The organism is Clavibacter sp. A6099, from assembly GCF_021919125.1.
Lineage (GTDB): Bacteria > Actinomycetota > Actinomycetes > Actinomycetales > Microbacteriaceae > Clavibacter > Clavibacter seminis.
This window is the reverse complement of record NZ_CP083439.1, coordinates 2,966,851-2,979,924: the sequence shown is the minus strand read 5'-3', so window position 1 is coordinate 2,979,924 and position 13,074 is coordinate 2,966,851. Positions and strand designations below refer to the sequence as shown.

The following is a 13,074-nucleotide window of genomic DNA, read 5'->3' as shown; positions in this document are numbered from 1 at the left end:
GCCTTCCGCCCCGCCGACCGGCGCCGGTACGGTCGGGAGATGACGGCCCTCCGCTTCCTCGGCCGCGTCCTCACGCGGATCCTCTACGTGCTCGGGAAGGTCCGCATCGGCGGCAGCGGCCAGAACCCGTCGAACGGCGACCCGATGGGGTTCGACAAGCCGCAGCAGTACCGGCCCTGATCTCCGGATCCCGCGCGTCCTCCCCGGAGTCGCCGCATCCCGGCAACTGACGGTTCACGTCGCGGCCCTCGTGGCCATCGATCCTGGCGCCTACCGTCGGGCAGACGGGGCGTTTCCCCGTGCGGAGAACGAGGGGGACCATGCAGCACCACGACGGACGCCTCGAGGTCGTCACGCTCAGCAGCACGGACTGGCGGGTGTGCGACGCGCGCATCCCCGAGTCCGACGCGAGCCGCCTCCTCGCCTACGTGCAGCAGCACGACCACCGGGTGGAGCTCATGCGGATGCGGCCCGTGCCCGGCCTCTGCGATTGGTTCGCCTCCGTCGAGGACGCGCTCGCGACGATCGCCGCGGAGCTGCCGAGGGATCACGCGCTCACGGCGTAGCGCTGCGTGCCGCGCCGGGCTCCGCGTGCCCGGAACGGCGGACGGCCCCGGTCCTCGCGAGGAGGACCGGGGCCGCGCGCGTGCCGTGAGGAGCCGGATCAGCTCGCGTCGGAGACCGCGGAGTTGATCGCGGTGGGCGCGTCGTACTCCTTGTCCTCGATCTTCCGGAGCGCGTCGAGCGTGTCGGAGTCGGCGCCCGACTCCTCCGCCTTCTTCACGATCGCATCCTTCGACGCCGGGTAGTCGAGGCCGCTGAGGTGCTTCTGGAGCTCGATGGGGTTGATGGCCATGGGGTGTCCTCTCGTCGGGTGCGGGCTGCGTCGCCCGCGTGTCGAGTCGACTCCCGAGGTCGAGCAGTGGGCAGGGGGACGGTCGCGATCTACGGGGAGCCGTCAGGATCCGCCGGCGCGGCGGGCTGCGCGGGCGCCGACGTCGCCGTCCCCGCCGGCCGCGTGAAGCCGGGGTCGGGCGCCGACGCGCGGATCCGGTCGACCATCGAGCTCGTCGACTGCGACGGCACGTACCCGAGGATCGACACCTCGCCGCCGTACGCGCGCACGACCGCGGTCTCGTCGAGCATCTCCGGCGTGTAGTCGCCGCCCTTCGCGTAGACGTCGGGCCGCACCGCCTCGAGCAGCGGGATGGGGGTGTCGGTGTCGAAGACGGTGATCACGTCGACGCACGACAGCTCGGCGAGCACGCCCGCGCGGTCCTCGGCGGTGTTCACCGGCCGGTCGGATCCCTTGAGCCGCCGCACCGAGTCGTCGCTGTTGAGCGCCACCACGAGCACGTCGCCGAGCCGCTTGGCCTGGCGGAGGTAGGTGGTGTGGCCGCGGTGCAGCACGTCGAAGCAGCCGTTCGTGAAGACGATCCGGCGGCCGGCGGCGCGCTCTCCCGCCACGAGGTCCACGAGCTCGGACTGCGACACCGTGCGGGAGCGCGTCTCGCCGAGATGGTCGGCGAGGGTCGCGGCGGAGCACACGGACGTGCCGGGGAGGCGCACGACCACGTCGGCCGCGGCCTGCGCGAAGTCGGCGCTCACCGCGAGCGGGAGGCCGACCGCGCGCGCGAGCGTGAGGGCGGCGACGAAGGTGTCGCCCGCGCCCGACGCCTGCTTCTCGGGCACCGGGTGCGCGCGCGTGCGGTACGGCTCGCCCTCGCCGAGCACGACGGTGCCGTCGCGGTCGAGGGTGACGACGGCGGTCGCGGATCCGGCCGCGGCCAGGATCCGATCGCCGAGCGAGGCGACCGCGGCGGCGCGGTCCTCGTCGCGGGTGAGCGGCCGGTCGACGAGGCGCCCGGTCTCGCCCGCGTTCGGCGTGATGAGGTCCGGGCGGAGCGGCGCCCAGATGGCCGGGTCGTGCGCATCCACCACCGTCAGGCCGGGGCGGCTCGCACGCGCGGCGAGGGACTCGAGCACCACGCCGTGCAGCGTGCCGGTGCCGTAGTCGGACACGATCTCGGCGTCGACGCCCGCGGTCGCCTCGAGCGCGGCGCGGGCAAGGGCGCGCGCGTCGTCGCGGTGGATGGATCCGCGGTGCACGTCGTCGACCCGCACGATCACCTGGTCGTCGCCCACGATGCGCGTCTTCGTGGTGGTGCGCAGGCGCGGCGAGTGCACGAGGCCGGATACGTCGACGCCGGCGGCCAGCAGCAGGTCGCGCACGCGGTCGCCCGCGGCGTCCTGGCCGACGAGGCCCACCATGCGCACGGTGCCGCCGAGGCTCGCGAGGTTCACGGCGGTGTTCGCGGCTCCGCCGAGCGACTGGATCCGCTCGGTCACGTCCACGACGGGCGCCGGCGCCTCGCGGGTCATCCGGTCGCTGTGGCCGCGCCACCACTCGTCGAGGATGACGTCGCCGATGACCGTCACGGTGGGTCGGCGCTCGGCGAGGAGGCCGATGATCCCGCGCAGCTCGCTGGTCATCGGGCATCTCCCGCGTCGGTGCTGACCGAGCCGGACGCGTCCTCGGCCGGGGTGACCGCGCCCGCGTCGAGCACGGGCAGCCCGAGGTGCACGACGGTCGTGGTGCTCATCTCGTCGAGGAGCTCGGGGCCGTAGCCGAAGCCGGATCCGCTGCGGCCGCGGGGCTGCGCGGCGCCGCCGGGCGCGCCGCCGAAGACGCCGTTGACCTTGATCGTGCCGACGGGCAGCTCGGCCGCGGCGCGCTGCGCGTGCTCCATCGACCCCGTGAGCACGCTCGCGGCGAGGCCGTAGCGGTCGTCGGATGCGCGGGCGAGCGCCTCGTCGAAGTCCGCGACGACCTGCACGGCCGCGACCGGGCCGAAGGTCTCCGCGCTCATGACGGTCATGTCGGCGGTGCAGTCCACGAGCACGGTGGCGGGGTAGCGGGATCCGGGGCCGTCGGGCACGCGGCCGCCGACGAGCGCGCGGGCGCCCTCGGTGAGCGCCTCCGCGACCTGCTCGTGCACGGCGTCGCGCATGCGCTCGTCGACCAGCGGGCCGAGGTCGCCGGAGGAGTTCCAGCGCTCGGCCTCCGCGACGAGCGCCGCGGTGAAGCGGTCGGCGATGTCGCGGTGCACGTAGATCCGCTCGACCGAGGTGCAGATCTGGCCGGCGTTGGCGAAGGATCCGAGGGCGGCCTGCGCGGCGGCCCATGCGGGATCGACGCCCGCGTCGACGAGGAGCGGGTCGTTGCCGCCGTTCTCGCGGATGACGTGGGTGGGGGTGCCGGCGGCCCGGCGCGCGATCGCCTCGCCCGCCGCGGTGGATCCGACGTGCGCGACCACGCGCGTGCCCTCGTGCGCGACGAGCCGGTCGCCGACGTCGCCGCCGCCGACCACGGAGACGAGCACGCCGTCGGGCAGGGCCTCGGCGAGGATCCGGCCGAGCAGCTCGCCAATGTGCGGGCAGCGCTCGCTCGGCTTGTGGATCACGGTGTTGCCCATCACGAGCGCCGCGCCGATGATCCCCGCGGCCACCGCGACCGGGTCGTTCCACGGCGTGAGCGCGACCGTGACGCCGCGCGGTCGCGGCACCGAGAAGTCGACGTTCGGGAGCGTGCCGAGCAGGCTCTTCCCGCGGTGCACCGGTCCGAGCTCGGAGTACTGGAGCAGCGTGTCGACGCCCGCGCCGACCCCGCCGCGCGCGTCGCCGATCGGCTTGCCGGTCTCGCGCGCGTTGAGCTCGGCGAGCTCCTCGGCGCGCTCGGCGAGCGCGTGGGCGGCCCGGCGCACGGCCTGGCCGCGCTGGGCGGGCGGCGTCGCGGCCCATGCGGTGGACGCCTCCACCGACCGGCGCACGGCGGCGTCGACCTCGTCGGGCGTCGACGCGTCGATGTCGCCCACGAGCGAGCCGTCGCGCGGATCCGTGATCCGCAGCGTCCCGGGCCCGGCCTCGGCATCCTCGGGGTCGATGAGGCCGTCGATGTCGAGTGCGGTGTCGGTGGTCACGGGTCTCCTCGCGGGGTCGGCGGCCCGCGGGGATCCGCGGGTGGGGGCGCTCGCGCGCCACCCGGCCCGTACCCACTTCCCCTGTCCCTCACACGGAGGCGCGGATCACGACTCCAGGTGCCCCAGCTCCGGCTGCGCCAGGAACGCCACGACCGGATCCGCCGCCGCGCCCGTCTCGAACACGACCAGGTCGTTGCGGCCCGCGCGCAGCTGGGCGCCCGGCACGTAGAGCGTGTGCTGCGGCCCGCGGGTCCAGTAGCGACCCAGCGCGAAGCCGTTGACGAAGGCGACGCCCTTGCCCCAGGAGCGCGTGTCGAGGAAGAGGTCGGCGGGCGCGTCCATGTCGAAGGACGCGTGCGCGAGCACGGGTCCGTCGAGGAAGCGGACCGGCTCCGCGACGGGGGCCCCGGCGAAGGACGCAGCGGAAGAGACGGCAGCGGCCATCGCGTCCAGGTCCAGCGGCACGCTCGCCCACCCCGTGAGCTCCTCGCCGTCGAGCGTCGCCGGCCCGATGAGACCCTTCGCCTCGCCGATCCGCACGCCGTAGTTGACGCGCCCCTGGTCCTCCACGAGCACCTCGAGGATCCGGCCGGGCGGCACCGCGATCGCGGTCTCGTGCTGGTCGCGCTGGATCACGCCGATCCGCACGCCGTCGACCGAGACGACGGCCCGGTCGCGCACCTCGCCGAACGCGAGCACGCGCGTGCGGGTCGACGCCGGCAGCTCCACCCGGTGCAGCGCGAACCCGCGGAAGACGCCGAGCTGATCCATCGACGGCACGGCGTCGGTCGCGCGCCAGGCCGCGGGGTCGTCCGGCACCAGGTCGGCCAGCGGCACGGCCGCGTCGAACGCGACCTCGAACGCGGGCGCGTCGCCGCGCGCCGCGAGCCCCTCGTCGGGCACGTCCCGGTAGCGCGCGATGACGTCGCGGAACGCGAAGAACTTGGGTGTGGGGGATCCGGTCTCGTCCAGCGGGGCGTCGTAGTCGTACGAGGTGACGTGCGACTGGTACGTGCCCTTGTGGTTGGCGCCGTTCGTGAAGCCGAAGTTCGTGCCGCCGTGGAACATGTAGATGTTCACGGACGCGCCCGCGGCGAGCAGCGCGTCGAGCTCGGCGGCGGCGTCGGCCGCGGAGGTCGTGTGGTGGTGCTCGCCCCAGTGGTCGAACCAGCCGTCCCAGAACTCGCTGCACATGAGCGGGCCGGTGGGCTGGTGGCGGCGCAGCGTCGCGAGGCGCTCGGTGGCGCGCGAGCCGAAGGATCCCGTGCGGTGCAGCTCGTCGAGGCTGCCGCGGGAGAGCATCTCGTCGGTCGGCTGGTCGACGGTCGTCAGCGGCACGATGATGCCGGACTCGCGCGTGAGGTCGACGAGGTGGCGGAGGTAGTCGGCGTCGTCGCCGTACGCGCCGTACTCGTTCTCGATCTGCACGAGGATCACGGGCCCGCCCATGTCGATCTGCCGCGGCGCGACGATCTCGTACACGCGGCGGAGGAACTCGTCGACGGCCGCGAGGTAGAGCGGCTCGCTACGGCGCACGCCCACCGCGGGATCCTCGAACAGCCAGCCCGGCAGCCCGCCGCCGTCCCACTCGGCGCAGATGTACGGGCCCGGGCGCACGATCGCGTGCATGCCCTCCGCGTGCACGAGGTCGAGGAAGCGGCCGAGGTCGAGGCCGGCGCTCGTGTCGAAGGCGCCGCGCTCGGGGGAGTGCGCGTTCCAGGCGACGTACGTCTCGATGGTGTCGAGCCCCATGAGCCGGGCCTTGCGGATCCGGTCGGCCCACTGGTCCGGGTGCACGCGGAAGTAGTGGAGCGCGCCCGCGATGACGCGGTGCGGGCGGCCGTCGAGCTCGAAGTCGTCGGCGCCGATGCGGAAGCGGGTGCTGGAGGCGGGGAGGCCGGTCATGTCGTGTCCTTGCGTGAGGGAGGGCATGGGAGAGGGGAGGCGCGACTCGCGTCGCACCTCCCCTCGGGTCGATCGGTGGTGCTACTTCACGTCGACGGTGAAGCCCTGCTGCTGGCCGTACTCGGCGGCCGCCTTGCCCCACGCCTCGAGGACGGGGTCGAGCGACGTGCCGTTGGAGTACGCGGCCGAGGCCGAGTCGCTGAAGATGCTGTTCGTGTAGACCTGGAAGGGCAGGTACTGCCAGTCCGGGACGACCTCCTTCGAGGCCGCGCTGAGCACCTCGTTGATCTTCTGGCCGCCGAAGTACTCGGGGGTCTCGCCGAGGAACTCGGGGCTGTTCAGGTCCGCCGTGGTGGAGGGGAATCCGCCGGCGTCGAACGAGATCTGGCGACCCTGCTCGTCGGCCGTCGTGAACTTCGCGAACTCCGCCGCGACGAGCTTGTTCTGGGACTGCTGCATGACGGCGATGGAGGATCCGCCGCTCTCCGCGGTCGCGGTGTCACCCGCGGTGTACTGCGGCATGGGGGCGACGCGCCACTGGCCGGAGCCCTCGGTGGCCTGCGCCTCGAGGTTGCCGGGCATCCAGGCGCCGGTGATCAGCGTGGCGATGGATCCGTCGCCGAGGCCGCGGAACCACTCGTCGGTCCAGCCGGGGGTCTGGGCGAGCGAGCCGTTGGCGACGAGCTGGTTCCACATGGCCGTGTACTTCTTGGCGCCCGCGTCCTGCATGTCGATGGTGACCTTGTCGCCGTCGACCTTGTAGGGGTGGCCGCCGGCCTGCCAGATCATGCTCGTGGTGAAGCCGGCGTCGCCGGAGTCGCTGGTGATGTACTGGTTCGGGTCGGCGGAGTGCATCTTCTCCGCGGCGGCCACGTACTCGTCCCACGTGGTGGGGACGGCGATCTGGTACTTGTCGAAGATGTCCTGGCGGTAGAACATCGCCATGGGGCCCGAGTCCTGCGGCAGCGCGTAGAGGGCGTCGCCCTCGGTGACCGCGTTCCAGGTGGACGCCGTGAACTGGTCCTTGAGGTCCGTGTAGCCGTAGCCCGAGAGGTCGGCGAGGGACTTGCCGAGCGCGAACTGCGGGATCGCGAAGTACTCGACCTGCGCCACGTCGGGAGCGCCCTTGCCCGCCTTGATGGCGTTCTGGAGCTTCGTGTACTGGTCGGCGCCGGTGCCGACGTTCTGCACGTCGACCGTGATCTTCGGGTGCTCCTTCTCGAACGCCTCGGCGATCGGCTTGATCGCGGGGGCCCAGCCCCAGACGGTGATGGAGGACTGCGTGTCGAGGGCCTTCGCGAGGTCGTCGGCGGAGGCGGTGTCGGCGCTGGCGCCGCCCGATCCGGACGAGCACGCCGCGAGGGAGCCCGCGAGGACGATGCCGAGGCCGAGCGCGATTGCGCGCTTCGCCCTGCGGGGGAACGAGATGGACATGGTGGTGCCTTTCACTTCTTCGTGGTGGTGAGGGGAGGTGCGGAGGTGCTGTCGGAGGGCGCTACGCCTTGACGCCGCCGGCCGAGAGGCCGGACTGCCAGTAGCGCTGGAGGAAGAGGAACGCGATCACGATCGGGATGATCGCGAGGAACGAGCCCGTGATGACGAGGTTGTAGATCGGCTGGCCGCCCACGGTGGTGGACTGCGCGTTCCACTGGTTGAGGCCCACCGTGAGGGGGTACCAGCGGGAGTCGCTCAGCATGATCAGGGGCAGGAAGTAGTTGTTCCAGGTCGCGACGATCGAGAACAGCAGCACCGTGATGAGGCCGGGGCTGAGGAGCCGCAGGCTGATCGTGAAGAAGGTGCGGATCTCGCTCGACCCGTCGATCCGGGCCGCCTCGAGGATCTCCTCGGGCACCGAGTCGACCGCGTACGTCCAGATGAGGTAGAGGCCGAAGGGGCTGATGAGCGACGGCAGGATGATCGCCCACGGGGTGTTCGTGAGGCCCATCTGGCTGAACAGCAGGAAGGTCGGCACGGCGAGGGCCGTGCCGGGGATCGCGACGGCGCCGAGCACCACCGCGAACACGATCTTCTTGCCGGGGAAGTCGAACTTCGCGAGGCCGTAGCCCGCGAGGGTCGCGAGCAGCGTGGCGCCGCCCGCTCCGACGACCACGTAGATCAGCGTGTTGCCGAGCCAGCGGACGAACTCGCCGTTGCCGTAGGTCAGCACGCCCTGGATGTTGTCCCACAGCGCGAAGTCGCCCGAGAACCAGAGGCCGAACGAGCTGAACAGCGCGTCCTGCGTCTTGGTCGAGTTGACCAGGAGCCAGAAGAGGGGGAGGACGGAGTAGATGAGCAGCAGCGCCATGACGAGCGTGAGCACGATGCTCCGGCGCTCGCGCGGGGCGCCGGCGCGCCTGCGGCGCTTGGGCGTCTTGTCCGCCGGGGCGTCGCGGACGGGCGTGCCGGCGTCGGGCGCGGCGATGGGGGTTCCGGTGAGGGTCGACACGGTCAGCTGTCCTTCCGGGTGCCGACGAGCTGCACCACGTAGGCGACCACCATCGTCAGGACGCCCATGATGATCGCGATGGCGGCGGAGTAGTTGAACTGCTGTCCCGCGAAGGACAGGTTGTACGCGTACATGTTCGGGGTGAAGTACGAGCTGATCGCGTTCGGCGCCAGCGTCTGCAGGATGTTCGGCTCGTTGAAGAGCTGGAAGCTGCCGATGATGGAGAAGATCACGCCGATGACGAGCGCACCGCGGATGGCGGGGAGCTTGATGCCGGTGATGATGCGGAACGGTCCGGCCCCGTCGAGCTCGGCGGCCTCGTAGAGGTCGGGCGAGATGACGCGGAGGGCCGCGTAGAACAGCAGCATGTTGTAGCCGACGAACTCCCACGTGACGATGTTGCCGATCGACGCGAGGATCCAGCTCTGCGAGAGCAGGTCGGGCAGGTCCCAGCCGGTGGCCTGCTCGACGTTGCCGACGAGGCCGAAGCGGTTGCCGTAGATGAAGCCCCACATGAGCGCCGCGACGACCGCGGGGACGGCGTAGGGCAGGAAGATCGAGATGCGGAAGAACGCCGTGAGGTGCAGGCGGGCCGAGTCGAGCGCGAGGGCCGCGAACAGGGCGATGAACAGCATGATCGGCACCTGCACCACGAGGAACAGGGCGACGCGGCCGAGCGCGTCCCAGAAGTTCGGGTCGTTGAGCGCCTGCGTGTAGTTCGCGATGCCGACGAACGAGTTGCCGCCGATCATCCGCTCCTGGAACAGGCTGAGGTAGATCGAGTAGCCGACGGGCGCGATGAGGACGACGAGGAAGACCACGAGGAACGGGGCGACGAAGCCCAGTCCGGTCCAGCGTCGCTTGTCGCGTCGCATCGGGGGACCGCTCGGGCGGGCCGCGTCGGGCGCCTTCGGCCGGGTGGCCGAGGTCGACATCGTCGTCATGTGCTTCCACTTCGTCGGGGGATCTCCGCGCATCCAGCCCCCGGGGGAGGGCCGTCACCCCTTTCGGGGCGATTGGGTGTTTGCGCAAACATCTGTGATGCTCGCAACCATGACATCTCCACCGTCGGCCGTCAAGTCGGGCGGTCGGCGCACGCCCGGCGGCCGCACCGTGTCGATGGCCGACGTCGCCGCGCACGCCGGCGTGTCCGCCCAGACGGTCTCCCGGGTGTCCAACGGGGCGCAGAACGTGGAGGCCTCGACCCGCCAGCGGGTGGTGGACGCGATGGCCGAGCTGGGGTACCGGCCGAACAGCGCCGCGCGGGCCCTCAAGACCGGGCGCTTCCGCAGCATCGGCATCATCATGTTCACGCTCTCCACCCTCGGCAACATGCGCACGCTCGACGCGATCGTCACGGCCGCGTCCGGCGCCGGGTACACGATCACGCTCATGCCGGTGCCGCATCCCACCGAGGGCGAGGTGGCCGGGGCGTTCAGCCGGCTGCAGGAGGAGGCGGTCGACGGGGTCGTCATCATCATCGAGGCGCACATGCTCGACCGGGCCGACGTCATCATCCCCGTCGGGCTGCCCGTCGTGATCATCGACTCCGACGCGGGCGACCCGTTCGTGGTCGTCGACACCGACCAGGAGCAGGGCACGCGGCTCGTCACGCAGCACCTGCTGGATCTCGGGCACACCGCGATCGTGCACGTCGCGGGTCCCTCCACCTCCTACTCGGCGGCCCGGCGCGCGGCCGAGTGGCGCGCGACGATGGTCGACGCCGGGCTCCAGCCGGAGGATCCCGCGCAGGGCGACTGGACCACGGCGTCCGGCTACCGCATCGGCACGGAGCTCGGCCGGCGAACCGACATCACGGGCATCGTCGCCGCGAACGACCAGATGGCCCTCGGCATCATGCACGCGCTGCACGAGCTCGGCCGCGACGTTCCGGGCGACATCAGCGTGGTCGGCTTCGACGACACCGAGGAGTCGAGCTCCTTCTGGCCGCCGCTCACGACCGTGCACCAGGACTTCACCGAGATCGGCCGGCGCTCGATGCAGGTGCTGCTCGAGATGCTCGACGGCCGCGAGCCCTCGGGCGACCGCATCGTGCCGACGCGGCTCGTGGTGCGCGAGAGCGCGGGGGCGCCGCGGGGCGACGGGCGCTGATCCACCGCGGCCGTTTCGACGCGGCCGCTCCGGGGAACGGGGTGGGGGACCCGCCCGCCCGAACTGGAGGCCGCCCCGTGCCCGTCGTCGCCCCGCTCCACGAGACATTCCCCGACGTCCGCTCCATCGCCGTGCTGCGCGGCGGCGGGCTCGGCGACCTGATCTTCGCGCTGCCCGCGATCGCCGCGCTGCGGGCCGCGTACCCGGGGGCGCGGATCACGCTGCTCGGCACGCCGCTGCACCGCGCGCTCCTCGGCGGGCGGCCGGGCGGGCCCGACGAGATCGAGGTGCTGCCGATCGCGCACGGCGTTCGGGACGTGCCCGGCACGGATCCCGACCCCGACGAGATCGAGGCGTTCGCGGCCCGGATGCGCGCGCGCCGCTTCGACCTCGCGGTGCAGGTGCACGGCGGCGGACGCAACTCCAACCCGTTCCTGCTGCGGCTCGGCGCGCGCCACACGGTGGGCACCGCGACCGACGACGCCGAGCGGCTCGAGCGCGTGATCCCGTACCTCTACTACCAGCACGAGGTGCTGCGCGGGCTCGAGGTGGCGGGGCTCGCGGGCGCGCCCGTCGCCGATCTGGAGCCGGTCGTCCAGGTGACCGACGCCGAGCGGGCAGCGGCGGCCGAGCGCGTGACGGGCGCACGGGGCGGGCTCGTCGTGATCCACCCGGGCGCCACCGACCCGCGCCGCCGCTGGCCGGTCGAGTCGTTCGCGGAGGTCGCGCGCCGGGCCGCCGCGGACGACGCGCAGGTGGTCGTCGTGGGCGACGCGACGGACGCCGCGGACGCCGACCGCATCGTCGCGCTGGGCCGGGAGGGGCTGCCCGCGGAACAGGCCGGGCGGATCACCTCGCTCGCCGACTCCCTGAGCCTCGGCGAGCTCGCCGGCCTCTTCACGCACGCCGACGTCGTGCTCGGCAACGACAGCGGCCCGCGCCACCTCGCCCAGGCGGTCGGAGCGCGCACGGTCGGGGTGTTCTGGTTCGGCAACGTGATCAACGCCGCGGCGTTCGGCCGGACGCGGCACCGGATCCACATCGGCTGGACCACGCGCTGCCCGGTCTGCGGTGTCGACGTGACCCAGGTCGGCTGGACCGCGGAGCGCTGCGCGCACGACCCGTCGCATGTCGCCGAGGTGCGCGTCGACGACGTGCACGCGGACGTGGACCAGCTGCGACGGGCGTCGCTCGCGGAGCGCGTGCCGGCGTAGGCCCACGCGCCGACGGCGCGAGCGGAGCGGATCAGCCCGCCGCGTCCAGCCGCTCCGTCGCGTGCGGTGTCGTCGCGATCGCCGCATTGCGCAGCGACTCCGTGCCCGCGTCGAGGTAGCCGTACGTCTTCTCGTGCGCGGCGAACTCGGCCGCGCGCTCGGCCGGATCCCGGATGGTCGTCCAGGCGCGCGAGTCCGGGTCGTCGTTCCAGCTCGAGTGCAGGACGGGGGCGTGCGTCGTGACGGGGAGGAGGCCGCGCGCGGGATCCCCGTCGACCGAGATGACGGTCGCGCCGAAGCCGGGGGCACGCGGATCCTGCCGGGAGAGCCGGCCCCACACGGCCTCGTCGTCGTCCGCGGCCTCACCCGCGTAGACGTGGCGGGCGTGCAGGTCGCGCGCGTCGTCGATGCCGTCCTCGACGCCGGCTGAGCCGAGCATCACGAAGGAGTCGACGCCGAGGTCGCGGGCGGCGAGGGCGTCGGCGGCCATGGTGGATCCGTACGAGTGCGCGATGACGTTCACGCTGGCCAGGTCGCCGCCGTGCCGGGCGGCCTGCAGCCCGGCGAGCTCGCTCGCGAGCATCGGGGCGCCGCGCTCCGCGTAGTCGCCGAGCGTCGCGTCGATGCCGGGAGGCGGGGTGCGGTAGCCGATCCACGCCACCACCGCGTGCGCGGCCGGGGCGCCGACGGAGGCCTGCGCGTCGAACACGTTCTGCGCGGTCTCGGTCCAGAGCTGCATGTCGTCGGTGTAGGTGCCCATGCCCGGCACCGTGAAGGTGACCTGGCGGGCGGTGTCGAGGTCGCCGACCGCTATGGCGGCGAGCGGCGGGTTCCGCTGGCTGAGCGACACGAGCCAGCGCTTCGGCTCCGCGCCGCGGCGCCCGCCCGAGGCCGCGCGGGCCTCCGGCTTGAGCGCGTCGCGGATCGCCGTGAGCGCGGTGAGGCGGTCGCGCGCGTCGGCGTCGTCCGGGTGGGCGGCGACCGCCTCCCGCTCGGTGCGCAGCTCGGCGCGCAGCTGGCGTCGGTTGGCCGCGTCGCGTGAGGCGTAGTCGACGCCGTCGAGGTTGCCGACGAGCGCGGGCGAGCTGCGGATGAGCGCGCGCTGGTGCTTCCGGTCCTTGGCGGCCCACCAGGAGACGACGCGGGCGGGCGACGCGTCCATCACCTGCAGCTCGAGGGCAGGGTGCGCCTGGATCATCCGCTGGGCCTGAGCCTGGGTGAGGGCGGCGTAGCGGTCGAGCTGCGCGAAGCCGCCCTCGACTCCGGATCCGGGCGGGGCCGGCAGGATCACGAGGCCGACGAGCACGGCGGCGAGGGCGAGCGCGGTCTCGCGGCGTCGGTGGGCTCGGGTCACCACCGCCTCCTCATCGCGTGCGCCGCCGTCGGGTCGGTCGGGCGCAGGTCAGAGCGTAAGGCG

The 13,074-nt window shown here is 72.9% G+C and carries 12 protein-coding genes; 4 read left to right on the top strand and 8 right to left on the bottom strand.

Annotated elements, in window-relative coordinates; genetic code table 11:
• The first annotated feature begins 39 nt into the window (after window positions 1–39).
• Entirely contained in the window at window positions 40–180 is a 141-nt protein-coding gene (locus KYT88_RS14065; RefSeq protein WP_167332592.1) for a hypothetical protein, read from the top strand.
• A 140-nt stretch (window positions 181–320) separates the two neighbouring features.
• Window positions 321–566, top strand: a complete 246-nt coding sequence (locus tag KYT88_RS14060; RefSeq protein ID WP_043584061.1) for a hypothetical protein — start codon at window positions 321–323, stop codon at window positions 564–566.
• A 98-nt stretch (window positions 567–664) separates the two neighbouring features.
• Here the strand turns inward: KYT88_RS14060 and KYT88_RS14055 are convergent, their stop codons facing one another.
• From KYT88_RS14055 to KYT88_RS14025, 7 genes are all read right to left on the bottom strand, one after another.
• A complete protein-coding gene (locus tag KYT88_RS14055; protein ID WP_043584063.1) occupies window positions 665–856 on the bottom strand; it encodes a DUF2795 domain-containing protein in 192 nt (63 codons plus the stop codon).
• Between the two features lie 89 nt (window positions 857–945).
• A complete protein-coding gene (gene rfaE2 / locus KYT88_RS14050) occupies window positions 946–2,493 on the bottom strand; it encodes a D-glycero-beta-D-manno-heptose 1-phosphate adenylyltransferase (RefSeq protein WP_043584065.1) in 1,548 nt (515 codons plus the stop codon).
• Window positions 2,490–3,980 carry an aldehyde dehydrogenase family protein gene (locus tag KYT88_RS14045; RefSeq protein ID WP_043584067.1) on the bottom strand — a complete coding sequence of 497 codons (1,491 nt, stop codon included), beginning with the start codon at window positions 3,978–3,980 and terminating at the stop codon, window positions 2,490–2,492. The genes rfaE2 and KYT88_RS14045 overlap by 4 nt, the downstream gene beginning before the upstream one ends.
• A 105-nt stretch (window positions 3,981–4,085) precedes the next feature.
• Window positions 4,086–5,885 (bottom strand): glycoside hydrolase family 35 protein, encoded by a 1,800-nt coding sequence (locus tag KYT88_RS14040; protein WP_043584070.1) that lies wholly within the window; start codon window positions 5,883–5,885, stop codon window positions 4,086–4,088.
• 81 nt (window positions 5,886–5,966) lie between these two features.
• Window positions 5,967–7,319, bottom strand: coding sequence for an ABC transporter substrate-binding protein (locus KYT88_RS14035; protein WP_043584072.1), 1,353 nt, complete (start codon window positions 7,317–7,319; stop codon window positions 5,967–5,969).
• 61 nt (window positions 7,320–7,380) lie between these two features.
• On the bottom strand, window positions 7,381–8,331 hold the full coding sequence (locus KYT88_RS14030; RefSeq protein ID WP_043584074.1) for a carbohydrate ABC transporter permease: 951 nt from the start codon (window positions 8,329–8,331) through the stop codon (window positions 7,381–7,383).
• Window positions 8,332–8,333: 2 nt separating this feature from the next.
• On the bottom strand, window positions 8,334–9,275 hold the full coding sequence (locus tag KYT88_RS14025) for a carbohydrate ABC transporter permease (RefSeq protein WP_043584076.1): 942 nt from the start codon (window positions 9,273–9,275) through the stop codon (window positions 8,334–8,336).
• 109 nt (window positions 9,276–9,384) lie between these two features.
• On the opposite strand from KYT88_RS14025, the gene KYT88_RS14020 reads away from it, so the two are divergent.
• Both KYT88_RS14020 and KYT88_RS14015 read left to right on the top strand, forming a co-directional pair.
• Complete coding sequence (locus KYT88_RS14020) at window positions 9,385–10,443, top strand: LacI family DNA-binding transcriptional regulator (RefSeq protein ID WP_237583691.1); 1,059 nt, start codon at window positions 9,385–9,387, stop codon at window positions 10,441–10,443.
• 77 nt (window positions 10,444–10,520) lie between these two features.
• Window positions 10,521–11,657: a glycosyltransferase family 9 protein gene (locus tag KYT88_RS14015; RefSeq protein ID WP_043584080.1), complete on the top strand. Its 1,137-nt coding sequence runs from the start codon at window positions 10,521–10,523 to the stop codon at window positions 11,655–11,657.
• Window positions 11,658–11,688: 31 nt separating this feature from the next.
• On the opposite strand, the gene KYT88_RS14010 is transcribed toward KYT88_RS14015, so the two are convergent.
• Complete coding sequence (locus tag KYT88_RS14010) at window positions 11,689–13,011, bottom strand: alpha/beta hydrolase (RefSeq protein ID WP_043584082.1); 1,323 nt, start codon at window positions 13,009–13,011, stop codon at window positions 11,689–11,691.
• Window positions 13,012–13,074: the final 63 nt, after the last annotated feature.